The sequence below is a fragment of the Reyranella sp. genome (assembly GCF_004297405.1).
GTDB lineage: Bacteria > Pseudomonadota > Alphaproteobacteria > Reyranellales > Reyranellaceae > Reyranella.
The window spans coordinates 128676-144949 of record NZ_SCVC01000047.1 but is presented as its reverse complement, the minus strand read 5'-3'; the positions used below and the strand labels follow the sequence as shown (position 1 = coordinate 144949).

The following is a 16274-nucleotide window of genomic DNA, read 5'->3' as shown; positions in this document are numbered from 1 at the left end:
CGACGCCAACGGCATCGTGCAGGTCTCGGCCAAGGACAAGGCCACCGGCAAGGAGCAGCAGATCCGCATCCAGGCTTCGGGCGGCCTCAGCGAGGCCGACATCCAGAAGATGGTGAAGGATGCCGAGCTGCATGCCGATGAAGACAAGAAGAAGCGCGAACTGATCGACGCCCGCAACCAAGGCGAGGCGCTGGTCCACTCGACCGACAAGCACCTGAAGGAATACGGCGACAAGGTGAGTCCCACCGAGAAGGCCGAGATCGAGGGTGCGCTCGAAGGGCTGAAGACGGCTCTCACGGGCGAAGACGTCGAGGTGATCAAGAGCAAGACCAACGATCTCACCCAGGCCGCGATGAAGCTCGGCGAGGCCATGTACAAGGCCCAGCAGGCGGAAGCGCAGGCAGGGGCCGCGGCAGGCGCTGCCGGCGGAGCCGGTGGGGCCACGAACGAAGCGAAGGGCGAGAAAGTCGTCGACGCCGAGTTCGAGGACGTCACCGACAAGAACAAGAAGACCGGCTCCTGATCCGGAGCAACGGACAGGACAAAACGGCCTCCCGCGCAAGCGGGAGGCCGACCTGCAAGGGGCATCCGTTGAAGGGCATGTTGGGGGCCGCGTAGAGCGCTATGTCGCAGGACTATTACGAGCTACTGGGAGTCGGCCGGACGGCAAGTGCCGACGACATAAAGAAGGCGTTCCGCAAACTCGCCATGCAGCATCACCCGGACCGCAATTCGGGTGACAAGGAAGCTGAGAAGAAATTCAAAGACATCAATCACGCCTACGACATCCTGAAGGACCCCGAGAAGCGCGCTGCCTATGACCGTTATGGGCCGGCTGCCTTCGAAGGCGGCGCCGGTGGCCCAGGCGGTCCCTTCCAGGGCGGCCAGGGCTTCGATTTCGGCTCGGTGTTCGGCGATATCTTCGAGGAGATGTTTGGCGCCGGCGGTGCCCGTGGACGCCCCGGTGGACGCGCCGACATGCGCGGCCAGGACCTGCGCTTCAATCTCGAGATCACCCTGGAGCAGGCATACGGCGGTACCGAAGCCACGGTGCGCGTGCCGAGTTCCGTCTCCTGCGAGGCCTGCCACGGCAGCGGCGCCGAGCCGGGCTCCAAGCCGCAGCAATGCCCTACGTGCCACGGCCGCGGCCGTCTCCGGGCCCAGCAGGGTTTCTTCACCGTCGAGCGCGCCTGCCACACCTGCCATGGCGCAGGTCAGGTGATCGACAAGCCTTGCCGCACCTGCGCGGGCCAAGGCCGCGTGCGGCGCGAGAAGACTCTCAAGGTCAACATCCCGGCCGGCGTCGAGGATGGCACCCGCATCCGCCTGACGGGCGAGGGCGAGGCCGGCGCGCGCGGCGGCCCCGCGGGCGACCTCTATGTGTTCCTGTCGGTGCGTCGCCATCAGCTTTTCGAACGCGAGGGCGCCGACGTGCATTGCCGCGTACCCATCTCGATGGTGCAGGCCACGCTCGGCGGCAGCATTGAAGTGCCGACGCTCGACGGCAAGATGGCCCGCATCAACATTCCGGCCGGCGCCCAGGGCGGACATCAGTTCCGCATGCGCGGCAAGGGCATGCCGATCGTACGCTCCAGCCAGCGCGGCGACATGTATATCGAGATCAATGTCGAGACGCCGACCAACCTGACATCCAAGCAGAAAGAACTGCTCAAGGAGTTCGAGAAGGCCGGCAAGACCAGCCCCGAATCCGAGGGCTTTTTCAGCAAAGTTAAGGAAATGTTTGGCGGCTGATGGGGCACTGGTTCTCCATCGCCGCGGATATCGCTCTTTCGGCCTTGTTGCCCGTCGCTTCGGCGGCCCTGATCTTTCTCGCTGAAGCGCGGGGGCCACTCTCCAAAACGATACGGGCCACGCGCGGCGTCGTTGCTCCTTACTTTGCTTCAGTCGCCGTCCTATTCGGCTTGTTCGCAGCCTTGCTGGCGAGCGACGTGTGGCAGAAGACCAACGAAGCCAAGCGAGCTGTGCTGGCGGAGGCCCATGCCGTCGAAACGCTGGGCTATTTCGCGCGCGCCAACGACCTGGAAGAACTGATCTTTCCGCGCCTCAAAGCCTATGCGGCAGCGGCGAGTGAGGAGGATCCCTATTCCTCAGCGATCGGTCCCGCCCGCAACGAGACCGACAAGGCTGCCCTCGACATCCTCACGACGGTCTCGCAGGCCTATGGTCTCGACGGCCCCACCCGTGCGGCCATGCTGACGACAGCGCGGGAGCTGCTGCGCGCCCATGACAATCGGTTGAGCCTCGCCAATGACGTGACGGCGCCCATCAAATGGATCGCCATCGTGGTGTTGGGCGCGCTGACTCAGATCGCCCTGCTCCTGGTCCATGTCGACAATCAGCGCGCCATGAGGGCGGCCATCAGCCTGTTCACTGTCGCCTTCAGCTTCTGCCTGGTGGTCGTCACGATCTTCGATGCGCCCTTCGACGTCATCCTGAGAAACGAGCCCGCGGCCAGCCTGACCTTTACTTTAGGCAGCCTCTAGGCTGCCGGCGCACTGACCGGGGCTCGGCCCTGGCTTCTTAGCAGCCGAGCTTTCTCGCGACCTCGACGATCGAGTTGCCGACGGCGTCCCAGTCGCCTTCGACCTTGAGGTCGCGCGTCTGCTTGGGACCATGCTCGGTCGGGCGGTGCACGAAGCCCGTCGCCAGGCCGCACTTCTGCGCCGCCGCGAGATCGTTGTTGTGGGCGGCGACCAGCATCACCTGATGCGGCTTCAGGTACATGGTATCGACCACGCCGAGATAGGCTTCCGGGTCGGGCTTGTAGTGCCTGAAGGTCTCGCCCGAGAAGCAGTGATCCCAGGGAATGCCGCTGTTCTTGGCCATGTTGATCAAGAGCGCGACGTTGCCGTTGCTGAGCGTGGCGACGACGAATTTCTTCTTCAGCAGGCCGATGCCTTCGACCGAATCGGGCCAGGGCCGGAGCTTGTGCCAGAGGTGCGTGAATTCCCACGACCCCTCTTCGCCGGGATGCTTCAAGCCGCGCTTTTGGAGCAGCATCTCGAAGGCTTCCTTGTGCAGCTCGTCGATGCGGGTCCAGGGCAGTTCGCCTTTGCGGACACGGCCCATCTGCGGCTGGTAGAGGCCGCGCCAGTCATCGGCGAAGCTCGTCCAGTCGGTCTCGAGTCCATACTTCTTGCCGAGCTTGGGCAGGTCCTCGATCAGGCTGCCGCGCCAATCCACCACCGTGCCGAACACATCAAAGATGCAGACCTTGAGGTCCGCCAGATCCTTAGCCATGAACACTCCTCCGTTTGCCGGAGTGTGGCGTCGACCGGCGCGCTTGGGTAGGGTCCGCGCATGGTCTGGAAGCACGACACGGTGATTGGCACCGATGGCAAGCCGCGATGCGGCTGGGCCTCGGCCGATCCGCTCTACGAGAAGTATCATGACACCGAATGGGGCCGGCCGCTGCGCGACGATCGCGAGCTGTTCGAGCTGCTGACACTCGAAGGCTGCCAGGCTGGGCTCTCCTGGATCACCGTGCTGCGCAAGCGCGAGCACTATCGCAAAGTCTATGACGGCTTCGATCCGCAGAAGATCGCCCGCTACACGCCGGCCAAGCTCGCCAAGCTGCTGGCCGATCCCGGCATCATCCGCCACCGCGGCAAGATCGACGCCAGCGTCAGCAATGCCCGCGCCTATCTCGAGATCGTGGAGCGCGAGGGTTCGTTCTCGAAGTTCCTGTGGAGCGTGGTCGACGGCAAGCCGCGCAAGAACCGGCCGAAGACGCTGAAGGGCGTACCGGCCAAGACGGCCGAGAGCGATGCGCTTTCCAAGAAGCTGTCGAAGGCCGGCTTCAAGTTCGTCGGCTCCACCATCTGTTACGCCTTCATGCAAGCTTCGGGCATGGTCGACGACCATGTCGCGGGCTGCCATCGCTGCAAGGAGTGAGTTTTGAGCAAGCGTGTGTTCATCGGTGCCCTTGGCACCGAGACCAATCAGTTCGTCCCCTTTCCAACGGGCCGCCGCGGCTATGAAGAGCACGGCATCTGGCACGGCGATGCCACCAAGCACGAGCCAACCAACTTCACCGCGCCGATGCATGTCTGGCGCAAGGAGACCGAGAAGCGCGGCTGGACGGTGATCGAAGGGCTGGCGACCTTCGCTGCCCCGTCAGGCACCACCGTCCGCAAGGTCTACGAGGACTTCCGCGACGAGATGCTGGCCAACATCAAGGCCGCCCTGCCGCTCGATGCCGTACTGATCAACGTGCACGGCGCCATGGTGGCCGACGGTTACGACGACTGCGAAGGCGACCTGCTCTCGAAAGTTCGCGCCATCGTCGGCCCCAAGGTCGCCATCGGGGCGGAGTTCGACCTGCACTGCCATTTGAGTGCTCTGATGCTCGACAGCGCCGATGTGCTGGTCGGCTACAAGGAATACCCGCACACCGACACGATGGAGCGTGCGGCGGAGCTGTTCGCCATCATCGCCGACACCGTCGAAGGCAAGGTGAAGCCGGTCATGGCGCGCCACGACTGCCGCATGATCGCGCAGTACCGCACCTCGGTGCCGCCGATCAGCGAATTCGTCGTCCGCATGAAGTCGCTCGAAGGCAAGGACGGCATTCTCTCGGTGTCGCTCAGCCACGGCTTCTCGTTCGCCGATGTCGAAGATGTCGGCACCCGCACTTTGGTCGTGGCCGATGGCGACAAAGCCAAGGCCGAAAAGCTTGCCAAGCAGCTCGGCGAGGAGCTGTGGGCCAATCGCGAGCGCTATGCCACCAAATACCTCACCATCGACGAGGCGATGGACCGCGCCGCCTCGCACAATCAGGGTCCGCTGGTGCTGGCCGATCGCGCCGACAATCCCGGCTCAGGTGCGCCTGGCGATTCAACCTTCGTGCTGAAGGAGTTGGTCGCCCGCGAGATTGGCCCAGCGCTGTTTGGCGTGATGTGGGACCCGATGGCCTTCCAGATCGCCGAGGAGGCGGGCGAGGGCGCGCGCATCCGCATGCGGCTCGGCGGCAAGTCGGGCGCGGTGAGTGGCGATCCGGTCGATCTCGACGTCACGGTGAAGAAGATCGCGCGCAACGTCTTCCAGCCCTACGGGCCGGTGATGTCGCCGCTCGGCGACATGGCGCTGCTGTCGTCGGAGCATGTTGATATCGCTATCTGCACGCGCCGCACCCAGACCTTCCACGCCGACGCCTTCAAGGCCGTCAGCGCCGATCCATCAGACTATCGCGTGGTGATCGTGAAGTCGGCGCAGCACTTCTATAATGGCTTCGTCGGTCTCGCGAAGGAGATCCTCTACGTCGCCTCACCCGGCGCCGCCGATCCCGACGTCACTCGCTGGCCCTACACCAAGCGCAAGACGCCGTTCTGGCCGAAGGTGGCGGATCCCTGGAAATAGCCGCCCGCCTTACGGCTGCGGCGGATAGCGGTCGAACGCCGGCAGTTCATGGACGTTCTTCATCCATCCGATCCGGTCGGCGACCTGGATGTGGACCTGCGCCGGCACCGCATCCGGATCGTCGTAGGTCGCGCTCCGGATATCGATGAGTCCCGGCAACATCTTCGCATTGTCGTAGAAGAGCCCGGTGCCGCAGTCGGGACAGAAATGCCGTCTTCCATGCTCCGATGAGGCGTAGACCTTGGGAGTACCCTTGGTCACCTTGACCGCGTCGTGCGGGTACATCGTCCAGCCCACCATCGGCGCCCCGGCGTGCCGCCGACAGTCCGTGCAATGGCATAGCGCGTGGTGGAGGGCGTCGCCCCCGGCCTGATAGCGAATTGCGCCGCAATGGCAGCCACCTGTAATCATCGTCTGCTCTCCTTCGTTGGAATCTCTGTCTACAGCAGCGGTTCGAGGGCCTCGCGCGTGGTCTTGCCTTCGACGACGGGCACGACCTCGAATTCGACGACCTCCTGCCAATCGGCAATCCAGCGCTGGAAGGTCGTGATGTCGTCGGTTTCCATGAGCTGGAAGCAACGACCGAGATCGGCTGTCACGTAGCTCGCGACGAACGTGAGCCCATCCGGCAATGCGCGGCCCTTGTCGCGCAGCTTGCGGTAAACGGCCTTGCCGTCCTGATTCTTCAGCTTCTCGACCACCATGAAGAGCATGTGTCCTCCACACCTTGAGTTGGCTAATCTATGCCAACCAAAGAAAAGAGGAACGAGATGAAGATCGCCGTCGTCGGCGCCGCCGGGCGCATGGGTCAGATGCTGATCCGACAGATTGCACGCACCGAGGGCGTATCGCTGGCCGCCGCCAGCGAAGCGCCGGGCAGCAAGGCGATCGGCAAGGATGCTGGCGAGGTCGCGGGCCTCGAGGCCAACGGCATCAAGATCGGCGGCGACAGTGCCGCTGCCATCGCCGCAGCGCAGGTCATGATCGACTTCACCGTGCCGGCCGCCACCATAGCCCATGCGAAGGTCGCCCAGGACAAAGGCGTGGCGATGGTGATCGGCACCACCGGCCTCGACCCGCAACAGACGGCGCTGATCCACGAGGCGGCGAAGAAGGTGCCGATCATGTGGGCGGCCAACATGGCGCTGGGCGTCAACGTGCTGCTGGCACTGGTCGAGAAGACCGCCGCGCTGCTCGACCCCAGCTACGACATCGAGGTGCTGGAAATGCACCATCGCCACAAGATCGACGCGCCGTCCGGCACGGCGCTGGCGCTGGGTCGCGCCGCGGCGGCCGGCCGCAAAGTCAAGCTCGAGGATGTCTGGCGCAAGACCCGCGACGGCCATACCGGCGCGCGCCCCGTAGGCGAGATCGGCTTCGCCACCCTGCGCGGCGGTGAAGAAGTAGGCGTGCACACGGTCTATTTCGCAACAGGTGGCGAGCGGCTGGAGCTCAACCACCGTTCCTTCAGCCGCGAAGGATATGCTTCAGGCGCCGTGATGGCTGCCAAGTGGCTGGAGGGCAAGAAGCCCGGCCTCTACGGTATGAAGGACGTGCTGGGCCTTTAGCCGGGCTCTTCGTCCCAGGCGTGGCGATAGCGCGGCGCACGCATCTCGGCCAGCGCCGCCTTGAGCTGTTCGCCCACGTGCAGGCGCTCGACCGGCGCCAGGAAGCGGCCGATCACGGTCCGGTTGCCGCGCGAGGCTACGACCAGCCGTTCCTCGGTCAGCTCGATCTTCAGCCAGTAGGCATCGAGGCGCTGCTCCTCGCGCTCGCCGTCGGGCGCGACGCGGGAGACGATCAGCTCGAGGTCGGTCAGCAGCAAGGTCTCGCTGCGCCGCGCATCGAGATAGCTGCGCTTGAACAGCCACCACAGCAGCAGGACGTCGAGGCCCATGAAGCCGAAGACCGGCCAGGCGCCGATGATCATCATGGGCAGGCCGACCAGGAGATTTGCCGCGACGGCGCCACCGATCAGCCAGCGGAAGGCCTCGGGCGAGAGGCTTCGATGCGGCGTGAGTGAAGTGGCGAAATGAACCGCCGGAAGGGGCGTTTCAACCATGGTATGAGGCTATATGGCCCTGATGAAGCCCGCCGTCATCCCCGAGTTTTTTGCCCGCTTGCGGCAAGCAATCCCGGAGCCGGAGACCGAGCTGGAGTACGACAACGTCTACCAGCTCCTGGTCGCCGTGGTGCTTTCCGCCCAGGCGACGGATGTCGGCGTCAACCGCGCCACCAAGCCTTTGTTTGAAAAGATCAAAACACCCCCCCAGATGGTGGCATTGGGCGAGAAGAAACTGATCGACTACATCAAGACCATCGGGCTGTTCCGCACCAAGGCCAAGAACGTGATCGCGCTCAGCCATCTGCTGATCGAGCGGCATGGCGGCGAGGTGCCGCACACCCATGCCGAGCTGCAGGACCTGCCGGGCGTCGGCCGCAAGACCGCGAACGTCGTCATGAACGTGGCCTTTGGCGAGGCGACCATCGCCGTCGACACCCACATCTTCCGCGTCGGCAACCGCACCGGCCTGGCGCCGGGCAAGAACCCGCTGCAGGTCGAGCTGAAGCTCCTGAAGCGCGTGCCCGAGGAATTCCGGCTGCACGCGCATCACTGGCTGATCCTGCATGGCCGCTACACCTGCAAGGCACGCACGCCGATGTGCCCGACCTGCGTCGTGAACGACCTCTGCACCTTCAAAGGGAAGACGGTCGCAGCCTGAGCTGTCGGCCAGACCTCAGCGACCGAACATCATCGCGATCCGCGCACCGAGAAGCTTGCCGACGAACTTGAGAGAGAAGCCCGGATAGCTGGGCACGTCGGTCGGCAGGGCGCCGCTGCCGGTTTTGAACTTCGTGCAGATGCGCATCTCGAGTGGTGGGGCATTGCCGCCGAAGCGCGACCGGTACACCGGAATCCAGTGCTTCGAGTCGTCGAATTTCATCAACATCGCCGAATTGCAGCAGGTGGCAACGACCCGGTTCGTGTCGGTCTTCTCGCGGATTTTGAGGCTCTTCAGGAGTTCGGCGCCCTTGGAATATCGGACGCGGTCCTTGCGGTAGAGGGTGTAGCTGGTGCCGGAATCGGGATCTCGAACGGCGCCGGCGCCCGGCAGCGCTTCGATCTGGCGGGAGCCTTCCTGGCAGTCGTCGCAGTAGCAGGCGACGCTTGTGATCGGTGCGCCGACGGCTTCGACTTCGACGTTTCCGCAAGTGCAACGGGCGATCATGTTGTCCTTCAACCGTTAGGCTGCTTCGTCGATCCGGTCGCTCTCGTTGTCGACGATGACCGCCGTCTCGAAATAGCGGATGTCCGGCGGTGCGCCGTAGCGCTCAGCAATGTAGGCCTGCCATTGCGGTGTGTAGACCGCCTCGGCGTCGATGCGGCTCTTCCAGAGATAGACGCCACCGCCGATCCGGCTCTCCTCGTCGAACAGATAATATTTGCGGACCAGGCCTTTCATGCCGCGATACTTCGGCGCTGAACCCTTGAAGAGTTCGGCGGCCTGCTTGGCGTCGATTCCGGCCGGCAGCTTGAAGTTCACGATGGCGGTGATCATGGCGGACCTCCTTCAGTGTTTCGCGCGTTCCTCGCGCACGCTCCAGAGCAGGATGAAGCCTAGCATCAGAAAAGCCAGCACGCAGGCCATGCCGATCCGCGTCGAACCGCTCGCCGCCGTGACGATGCCAATGGCGAGCGGCGCCATCCACGCCGTCGCGCGACCGGAGAGAGCGAAGAGGCCGTAGAATTCGCCGGTCATCCCCTCGGGCGCGATCCGGCCGATCATGGTCCGGCTGGCCGCCTGCATCGGCCCCATGCAGAAACCCAGGATCAATGCGAAGCCCATCAGGGTCTTTTCCTGCAGCGAGCCGAACAGGCCACGCGTGGGACTGAGCGGATCCGCTGGAATGAAGTAGAAGACACGATCGGCGGTGACACCCACGATGCCCAGGGTGGCGATGATCACGCCCGCAATCGCGATCTGGACCGTGCGCTTGCTGCCGATCATGTCGTCGAGGCGACCGCCGAGAAAGGCACCCGGGATGGCGAACACCGTCAGGATGATGCCGAAAATGCCGAGCGTCACCGTGCTCCAGCCGAAGGTCGCGGCGGCATAGACACCGCCGAAGGCGATGATGGCTGCGAGACCATCGTTGTAGAGCATGAAGGCGATCAGGTAGGTGAGCGCGTTGCGGAAGTGGCTGAGCTTGCGCACCGTCGACACTAGGGATGCGCCGCCTTGCTTGGCCGCGACCCACAGCGACTGCCGTCTCGCTCCGGCCGAATCCGGCGTGAACAGGAACATCGGCAACACGAAGACCGCGAGCCACAACGCCGAGGCCGGCCCCACCAGTCGTTCGAGCTCGTGCGTCTTGGGATCGAGCCCGAACAGCGGCTGATCGCCGGTGCCGAGACCGAACATCGACGGCATCGAAACCGCCAGCACGATGAACAGTGAGATGAGGCCGCCGCAGTAGCCGAGGCCCCAGCCGAACCCGCTCAGCCAACCCATGCGCTGGGGCCGCACGATGTTGGGAAGCTGCGCGTTGTTGAACACGATCGACATCTCGGCGCCGACCGTGGCCGCGATCACCGCCCAACTGATCGGCATGATGAGATCGGGCCGGTCGGGATAGGCCCACCACAGGCCGGCGCACCCCGCCGCCAGCAGGAGCTGGAAGGCGAAGATGTAGGGCTTCCGCCGCCCCCCGGCGTCGGCCATCGCGCCGAGGAAGGGGCTCATCAGCGCGATCAGGATGCCCGAGGTCGACTGTGTGAAGGCCCAGGCCGATTGGCCCTTCACCGGATCACCGACCAGCACGTTGGCGAAGTAGGGGGCAAAGATGAAGGTGGTGATGATGGTGAAAAAGGGCTGGTTGGCCCAGTCGAATAGGGCCCAACTGAATTGGCCGAGCTTCGACGCTTCTTTGGGAGCGGCGGTCATGTGCCGCCAGTATGCCTCAGAACCCGTCGTTGCAGTTGCCAGATCGCATCACGGTTCGTGGGCGAGAAGGTCTTTTCCATCGCCTCCTGCCAGGGCAGCCAGAGTTGGCTCGTATGCTCATTGGGATCGAGGGTGGCCAGGACAGGTTCCGACACGGTGAAGCCGTAGACGTGTTCGACATTGTGCGTAACGCCGGGCGCATAGCGGCTCTGCCACTGCGCCCAGATCTCGTAGCGGTTGATGAGGCGCCAATCGGCGAGTGTGCCCTGGGAGAGGCCCGTCTCCTCCAGAAGCTCGCGGCGGGCCGTCGCTTCAAGGTCGGGATCATCGGGTTCGCGCGAACCGGTCACCGATTGCCACAGACCTTGCCCGGCCCGCTCCAGCAGCAGCACGTCGAGGCGAGGCGTGTGGATCACCACCAGCACGGATTCGGGGATCTTGAAGGCCATCTCGGGAGCCATTGGGCCAGCATAGCCGGAACATTGACTCCCTGCCCCCCGCCGCTATGGTCCGGCGGCATTTTTCGAGGGATTTCGATGAGCAAGCAGCTTCAAAGCGCAATCGACGCGGCGTGGGAAAAGCGCGATGGCATCAACAGCGCTACCAAGGGTGAGGTCCGCGATGCGGTCGAGACAGCAATCGCCGGCCTCGACGACGGCACCTTCCGCACCGCCGAAAAGTTCGGCGAGGAATGGGTCGTGCACCAGTGGCTGAAAAAGGCCGTGCTGCTTTCCTTCCGCCTGTATGATTCGGTGCCGATGGACGGCGGCGCTTCCTTCCCGGGCCTGGGCGCCGCCCCGTGGTTCGACAAGGTGCCGCTCAAGACCACCGGCTGGGACGCTGCGCGTTTCGCGAAGGCAGGCTTCCGCGCCGTGCCGGGCTCGATCGTGCGTCGCGGCTCCTATGTGGCGCCGTCGGTCGTGCTGATGCCGTCCTTCGTGAACCTCGGCGCCTATGTCGACACCAACACCATGGTCGACACCTGGGCCACCGTCGGCTCGTGCGCCCAGATCGGCAAGAACTGCCATCTCTCGGGCGGTGTCGGCATCGGCGGCGTGCTCGAACCGCTGCAGGCCAACCCGGTCATCATCGAGGATAACTGCTTCATCGGCGCCCGCTCGGAAGTGGTCGAAGGCGTGATCGTCGGCACTGGTGCGGTGCTGTCGATGGGCGTGTTCATCAGTGCCACCACCAAGGTGGTGGATCGGGCCACCGGCCAGATCCACATCGGCAAGGTGCCGCCCTATTCGGTCGTGGTGCCGGGCAACATCGGCGGCGGCCCCGACCGGCCTTCGACCTATTGCGCGGTGATCGTGAAGACCGTCGACGAGCGCACGCGCTCGAAGACCTCGATCAACGAACTCCTGCGGGACTAGGCCAGACTCAGCCGGCGTGGCGTTTCCACTCCGGCTGTTTCTTCAGGTGCGCACCTTCCTTGGCCAGGATCTTCGCCGTGCGCTCCGGCGGGAAGCCCAATTCGACGAAGGCGGGGCCGACATTGGCGACCTCGCGATACTCCGCGATCTTGCCGTCGCGCAGGCTCATCATCGACACGCCCTCGAAACCGACCCGCCGGCCCTGGGCTTCGGGCAGCTTCGAGACGTAGCTGAACGTGTAATAGGTATAGAGCATACGACCGTCGCTGACCGGCCGGTGCATGTCCCAACGGAACTCGTGGGCGGTGCGATAGAACCAGTCGTCGATCAGCTCGGCGATCCTCTCGCGACCGCTGAAGGCGCCGTAGAACACGTCGTGATAGACGCCGTCCTCGGTGAACAAGTTCGCGAAGCTCTTGCCGTCGCGACGTTCCACAGCCGAGCAGAACGCCTTCAGCAACGCTGACGTTTCCATTGATGACCCTCCCGTATGGTCGCAATCATGACTAAAGTACTGCCAGCGGCCAAGACCGCCGCCGGGGAGACTTCCGTATGAGCTTCTGGATCGTCATTGGCGTCATCGCCGCCATCGGCTTCTGGCTAGTCGCCGTTTACAACGGCCTGGTCGGTGCCCGGAACCAGGGGCAGACCGCCTGGAGCCAGATCGACGTCCAGCTCAAGCGCCGGCACGATCTCATTCCCAATCTCGTGCAGGTGGTGAAGGACGCCATGGGCTACGAGCAGGAGACGCTCACCAAGGTGATCCAGGCCCGCAATGCCGCCGTCGCGGCGAGCGGCAACCCCGCCCAGGCTGGACCTGCCGAAGCGGCACTGTCGGTGGCGACACGCGGCCTGCTCGGCCTGGTCGAGAACTATCCGCAGCTCAAGGCCAACGAGAACGTGATGCAGCTCCAGGAAGAGCTGACCACGACGGAGAACAAGATCGCCTTCGCGCGCCAGTTCTACAACGACTCGGTCAACACCTATAACACCCGCCGCCAGAGCTTCCCGGCTGTGCTGGCCGCTGCATCGCTGGGCTTCGGGCCGATGGATCTCTTCACCATGCCCGAGACCGAGCGCGAAGTGCCCAAGGTCGCGCTGCGCTGAACGTTCCGTCCGGACAGGACGCGCGGCCTTGACGCTCAGCACCGCCACGACCGATTTCGTTGCCGCCCAGCGAGTCAATCGGCGCAACACGTTCCTGCTGCTCGCCATTCTCACTTTGCTGGCGGCATCACTTGGCTACCTGATCGGTTGGCTCCTCTCGTTCGATGACGCGGCTCCACGCGGATGGAGCAATGGCGGCGTGATCGGGGCCGGTCTGATGGCAGCCGCGAGCATCGGCTGGAGCCTGGTATCCCTGGCCATCAGCGACAAGATGGTCCTCGGCATGGCGAGCGCCAAGGACATCGACAAGGCCGACGCGCCACAGCTCTTCAATGTCGTCGAGGAAATGTCGATCGCCGCGGGCATACCAATGCCCAGGGTCATGGTTCTCGAGACCGATGCGCTCAACGCCTTCGCCACGGGTGCATCGGTTCAGCGCGGCACTATCGTGGTGACGCGCGGCTTGCTTGACACGCTCAGCCGCGACGAACTGCAGGGCGTCGTTGCGCACGAAATGGCCCATATCGCCAATCTCGATACGCGCTACATGGTGATGGTGGGAGTCACCGTTGGCCTGATTGCCCTGGTCTGCGACATGGCCCTGCGCACGCTCAACTGGGGTGGGTCGGCGCACAACAGGTCTTCCAGCGGCGACAAGAAGAATTCCGGCGGCGCGGCGATCCTGATCATCATCCTGTTGGTGATTGGCATCCTGGCGCCGCTGGCCGCCAAGGCCGTGCAATTCGCGGTCTCGCGCCAGAGAGAGTATCTTGCCGACGCCACGTCGGTGCAGTTTACGCGCAACCCCAACGGGCTGATCTCGGCACTGGCCAAGCTCGCCGAGAAGGCGGCGCCCTTCCCCGGAGTGAGCCATGCCACGCAGCATCTCTTTATCGTCAACCCCGTCCAGGACTTCACCAAGGACACGCCGGCACTGCTCGCGACGCACCCCGATATCGAGGATCGCATCGCTCGTCTGCGCAATCTGGGCGGCTAGTACCGGCTTTGCCGCCGCCTTCGATCTGCAAGGTCATCGAGGTGCCCGTGGCCTCGCGCCCGAGAACACGCTGGCCGGCTTCAAGGTGGCGCTCGACCTCGGCGTCAGCACGCTCGAAACCGACCTCGCGGTCACCAAGGCCGACGAGGTGATCATCAGCCACGATCCGCTGCTCAATCCCGATCTGACGAGAGAGCCGGATGGTCAATGGCTGGCGCGGCCGGGGCCTGCGATCCGCACCCTCACCTATGAAGAGCTGAAGCGCTACGACATCGGCCGCCTCAACCCCGCCAGCAAATACGCCCAACAGTTTCCCGAACAGAAGCCGGTCGATGGCCAGCGCTTCCCGACACCGGCCGAGTTTTTTGCCATGGCGGGTCCTGACGTGCGCTTCAACATCGAGATCAAGACCGATCCCAACAAACCCGACCTCACGATCGATCCCGTGCGATTTGCCGGCCTCACCGTCGAAGCGATCCGCAAGGCCGGAACCGCGGCGCGCAGTACGGTGCAGTCGTTCGACTGGCGCGGCCTTCTCGAAGTGAAGAAGCTGGCGCCTGAAATCGCCACAGGCTGCCTCACCATCGAGAGCAACAACTTCGACACGGTCGGCCGGAACGGCAGCAGACCTTCGCCGTGGCTGGCTGGCCTCGATCTGGCTGCGCACGGTGGCTCATTACCGCGACTGGCCAAGGCCGCCGGCTGCGCAACCTGGTCACCCTTCTGGCGCAACGTCACGGCGGACAATGTGAAAGAGGCCCAGGCACTGGGTCTCAAGGTCGTGCCGTGGACGGTGAACGTTCCGGCCGAGATGGCGCGATTGATTGATCTCGGAGTCGACGGGCTGATCACGGACTATCCCGACCGCGCTCTGCCTATTCTCGCAGCCAAAGGGCTTAAATCTCGCTAGGCGGTTGACTCGGGCGGTTGTGTGTTCTGTATACAGATGTATGCGCCCGATCCTCCCCGAACCAGACCTGTCCGAACGTATCCACGACTCCGTCCTTGAGGCGATCTGCTCTGGCGAACTGAAATCCGGCGCGCGCATCACCCAGGAAGAACTGGCACAGCAGTTCGGCGTGTCGCGCCAGCCGGTCCTGCAGGCGATGATGCTGTTGCGGCGCGAAGGCTTCCTGATCGATGCTGGCCGCAAGGGAGTCTGTGTGGCGCCGCTCGACGTTCAGCAGGCGCGCAACCTTTACGCCGTGCGCGCCGCGCTCGACGGTGCCGCTGCCCGTCATGCGGCCGCCAACTACACACCGCATCTCGTTCAGCGTGGCCGCCAGCTTCTCGATGTCGGCCGCCGTGCCGTGGCCAGCGCCTATGTGCCGTCGGTGATCGAAGCCGATATCGATTTCCATCTCTTCATCTACGAAGCCTCGGGCAATCCGCTGTTCGGCGAGACCGCCCAGCCGCACTGGCAGCATCTGCGCCGCGTGATGGCCGCCGTGCTGAGCGAAGAGGATCTGCGCGTCAGCGTCTGGGACGAACACGAAGGCATCCTGCGCGCCCTCGAAGCCGGCCAGACCGCGGAGGCCGAAGCGCTCTGCCGCGGTCATGCCGAGCAGATGGCCGACATTCTCACGGGACGACTGAAGGTCGTCATCTCACGCGCCGCCTGATAACGGCGCAAACAACAAGGCAAGGAGGAACCGCCATGAAGCTCACCTCTGAGCAGCTCCGGCAATTCGACGAAGAGGGCTATCTCTTTTTTCCGAACTATTTCTCGCCCGAGGAGACGCAGATTCTGAAGACTTCGGTGCCCGAAGTCTTCGCGCAGCGTCGCGAGGAGAATGTGCGCGAGAAGACCGGGGATGTGGTGCGCACGGCTTTCGCCGTTCACACCTATCATCCGGTGTTCGAGGCGCTGATCCATCATCCGCGCTTCGTGGGGCCCGCCGAACAGCTCCTGAAGGACAAGACCTACATCCATCAGTTCAAGATCAACGGAAAGGCCGCCTTCGACGGCGACGTCTGGCAATGGCACCAGGACTACGGCACCTGGAAAGCCGATGATGATATGCCCGAGGCGCGCGCCATGAACCTCGCAGTGTTCATGGACGACGTGAACGAGTTCAACGGCCCGCTCTGGTTCATCCCGAAGAGCCACAAGAAGGGCGCGATCGAGGCCAGCCACGACCTCACCACGACGTCCTATCCGCTTTGGGTCATCGACAACGACACCATCGCCAAGCTGGTGAAGCAGGGCGGCATCGTGGCGCCCAAGGGCGGCCCGGGGTCGGCGATCTTCTTCCACGGCACGCTAGTGCACGGCAGCCCGCCCAACATGTCGCCGTGGGACCGCCAGATCATCTACGTGACCTACAACGCGGTCTCCAACGCCATCCGCCGCTTCAAGCGGCCGGACTATATCGCTCACCGCGACTTCACGCCGATCGATGCCTGGGAAGACGACGCCGTCATGCGCGCCGCCCAGCGCAAGGCCGCTGCGGAATAATCAGAAAAATT

At 64.1% G+C, this 16274-nt stretch carries 22 protein-coding genes; 13 read left to right on the top strand and 9 right to left on the bottom strand.

The genetic code is table 11. The annotated features are described in order from the left end of the window. The 3 genes from EPO50_RS30650 to EPO50_RS30640 all read left to right on the top strand — a co-directional run. The coding region (locus EPO50_RS30650; protein WP_296350772.1) for an Hsp70 family protein at positions 1 to 523 on the top strand (523 nt) is incomplete at its 5' end. A 101-nt stretch (positions 524 to 624) separates the two neighbouring features. After that, positions 625 to 1752: a molecular chaperone DnaJ gene (gene dnaJ / locus EPO50_RS30645; RefSeq protein WP_296350770.1), complete on the top strand. Its 1128-nt coding sequence runs from the start codon at positions 625 to 627 to the stop codon at positions 1750 to 1752. Further along, positions 1752 to 2504, top strand: coding sequence for a hypothetical protein (locus tag EPO50_RS30640; protein ID WP_296350768.1), 753 nt, complete (start codon positions 1752 to 1754; stop codon positions 2502 to 2504). The genes dnaJ and EPO50_RS30640 overlap by 1 nt, the downstream gene beginning before the upstream one ends. Before the next feature lie 37 nt (positions 2505 to 2541). Here the strand turns inward: EPO50_RS30640 and EPO50_RS30635 are convergent, their stop codons facing one another. Continuing rightward, a complete protein-coding gene (locus tag EPO50_RS30635) occupies positions 2542 to 3261 on the bottom strand; it encodes a haloacid dehalogenase type II (RefSeq protein WP_296350767.1) in 720 nt (239 codons plus the stop codon). 60 nt (positions 3262 to 3321) lie between these two features. Here EPO50_RS30635 and EPO50_RS30630 point away from each other — a divergent pair, with 60 nt between their 5' ends. Both EPO50_RS30630 and EPO50_RS30625 read left to right on the top strand, forming a co-directional pair. Then, the gene (locus EPO50_RS30630; protein WP_296350765.1) at positions 3322 to 3915 is read left to right on the top strand and encodes a DNA-3-methyladenine glycosylase I; all 594 of its coding nucleotides are present in this window, start codon (positions 3322 to 3324) and stop codon (positions 3913 to 3915) included. Positions 3916 to 3918: 3 nt separating this feature from the next. After that, positions 3919 to 5379: a M81 family metallopeptidase gene (locus EPO50_RS30625; RefSeq protein WP_296350763.1), complete on the top strand. Its 1461-nt coding sequence runs from the start codon at positions 3919 to 3921 to the stop codon at positions 5377 to 5379. 9 nt (positions 5380 to 5388) lie between these two features. Here the strand turns inward: EPO50_RS30625 and EPO50_RS30620 are convergent, their stop codons facing one another. Next, entirely contained in the window at positions 5389 to 5790 is a 402-nt protein-coding gene (locus tag EPO50_RS30620; protein ID WP_296350761.1) for a GFA family protein, read from the bottom strand. A gap of 29 nt (positions 5791 to 5819) precedes the next feature. Continuing rightward, positions 5820 to 6092 (bottom strand): DUF3303 family protein, encoded by a 273-nt coding sequence (locus EPO50_RS30615; RefSeq protein ID WP_020698902.1) that lies wholly within the window; start codon positions 6090 to 6092, stop codon positions 5820 to 5822. A 57-nt stretch (positions 6093 to 6149) separates the two neighbouring features. Between EPO50_RS30615 and dapB the strand changes: the two genes are divergently transcribed. After that, on the top strand, positions 6150 to 6947 hold the full coding sequence (gene dapB, locus EPO50_RS30610) for a 4-hydroxy-tetrahydrodipicolinate reductase (protein WP_296350759.1): 798 nt from the start codon (positions 6150 to 6152) through the stop codon (positions 6945 to 6947). On the opposite strand, the gene EPO50_RS30605 is transcribed toward dapB, so the two are convergent. Beyond that, on the bottom strand, positions 6944 to 7441 hold the full coding sequence (locus EPO50_RS30605) for a DUF2244 domain-containing protein (RefSeq protein WP_296350758.1): 498 nt from the start codon (positions 7439 to 7441) through the stop codon (positions 6944 to 6946). The two genes, dapB and EPO50_RS30605, sit on opposite strands and share 4 nt — an antisense overlap. A gap of 13 nt (positions 7442 to 7454) precedes the next feature. Here EPO50_RS30605 and nth point away from each other — a divergent pair, with 13 nt between their 5' ends. After that, the gene (gene nth, locus EPO50_RS30600) at positions 7455 to 8102 is read left to right on the top strand and encodes an endonuclease III (protein WP_296350756.1); all 648 of its coding nucleotides are present in this window, start codon (positions 7455 to 7457) and stop codon (positions 8100 to 8102) included. A gap of 15 nt (positions 8103 to 8117) precedes the next feature. On the opposite strand, the gene EPO50_RS30595 is transcribed toward nth, so the two are convergent. The 4 genes from EPO50_RS30595 to nudB are packed head-to-tail and all read right to left on the bottom strand — an operon-like array spanning position 8118 to position 10786. Beyond that, on the bottom strand, positions 8118 to 8609 hold the full coding sequence (locus EPO50_RS30595) for a hypothetical protein (protein WP_296350754.1): 492 nt from the start codon (positions 8607 to 8609) through the stop codon (positions 8118 to 8120). 15 nt (positions 8610 to 8624) lie between these two features. Then, entirely contained in the window at positions 8625 to 8939 is a 315-nt protein-coding gene (locus EPO50_RS30590; RefSeq protein ID WP_296350752.1) for a monooxygenase, read from the bottom strand. 12 nt (positions 8940 to 8951) lie between these two features. Then, entirely contained in the window at positions 8952 to 10325 is a 1374-nt protein-coding gene (locus tag EPO50_RS30585; RefSeq protein ID WP_296350750.1) for an MFS transporter, read from the bottom strand. Next, the gene (nudB, locus tag EPO50_RS30580; protein WP_296350749.1) at positions 10322 to 10786 is read right to left on the bottom strand and encodes a dihydroneopterin triphosphate diphosphatase; all 465 of its coding nucleotides are present in this window, start codon (positions 10784 to 10786) and stop codon (positions 10322 to 10324) included. The genes EPO50_RS30585 and nudB overlap by 4 nt, the downstream gene beginning before the upstream one ends. Before the next feature lie 75 nt (positions 10787 to 10861). On the opposite strand from nudB, the gene dapD reads away from it, so the two are divergent. Further along, on the top strand, positions 10862 to 11701 hold the full coding sequence (dapD, locus tag EPO50_RS30575; RefSeq protein ID WP_296350746.1) for a 2,3,4,5-tetrahydropyridine-2,6-dicarboxylate N-succinyltransferase: 840 nt from the start codon (positions 10862 to 10864) through the stop codon (positions 11699 to 11701). Positions 11702 to 11708: 7 nt separating this feature from the next. Here dapD and EPO50_RS30570 read toward each other — a convergent pair whose 3' ends face one another. Further along, the gene (locus tag EPO50_RS30570) at positions 11709 to 12176 is read right to left on the bottom strand and encodes a nuclear transport factor 2 family protein (protein WP_296350744.1); all 468 of its coding nucleotides are present in this window, start codon (positions 12174 to 12176) and stop codon (positions 11709 to 11711) included. 77 nt (positions 12177 to 12253) lie between these two features. Here EPO50_RS30570 and EPO50_RS30565 point away from each other — a divergent pair, with 77 nt between their 5' ends. From EPO50_RS30565 to EPO50_RS30545, 5 genes are read left to right on the top strand one after another with little or no spacing between them, the layout of a single operon-like run. Beyond that, positions 12254 to 12808, top strand: a complete 555-nt coding sequence (locus tag EPO50_RS30565) for a LemA family protein (protein ID WP_296350743.1) — start codon at positions 12254 to 12256, stop codon at positions 12806 to 12808. Positions 12809 to 12836: 28 nt separating this feature from the next. After that, positions 12837 to 13805: a M48 family metallopeptidase gene (locus tag EPO50_RS30560; RefSeq protein ID WP_296350741.1), complete on the top strand. Its 969-nt coding sequence runs from the start codon at positions 12837 to 12839 to the stop codon at positions 13803 to 13805. Then, positions 13693 to 14715 (top strand): glycerophosphodiester phosphodiesterase, encoded by a 1023-nt coding sequence (locus EPO50_RS30555; protein WP_296350776.1) that lies wholly within the window; start codon positions 13693 to 13695, stop codon positions 14713 to 14715. The genes EPO50_RS30560 and EPO50_RS30555 overlap by 113 nt, the downstream gene beginning before the upstream one ends. A 40-nt stretch (positions 14716 to 14755) precedes the next feature. Beyond that, positions 14756 to 15427 (top strand): GntR family transcriptional regulator, encoded by a 672-nt coding sequence (locus EPO50_RS30550; protein ID WP_296350739.1) that lies wholly within the window; start codon positions 14756 to 14758, stop codon positions 15425 to 15427. Positions 15428 to 15462: 35 nt separating this feature from the next. Next, a complete protein-coding gene (locus EPO50_RS30545; RefSeq protein ID WP_296350738.1) occupies positions 15463 to 16263 on the top strand; it encodes a phytanoyl-CoA dioxygenase family protein in 801 nt (266 codons plus the stop codon). The last annotated feature ends 11 nt before the right edge of the window (positions 16264 to 16274 follow it).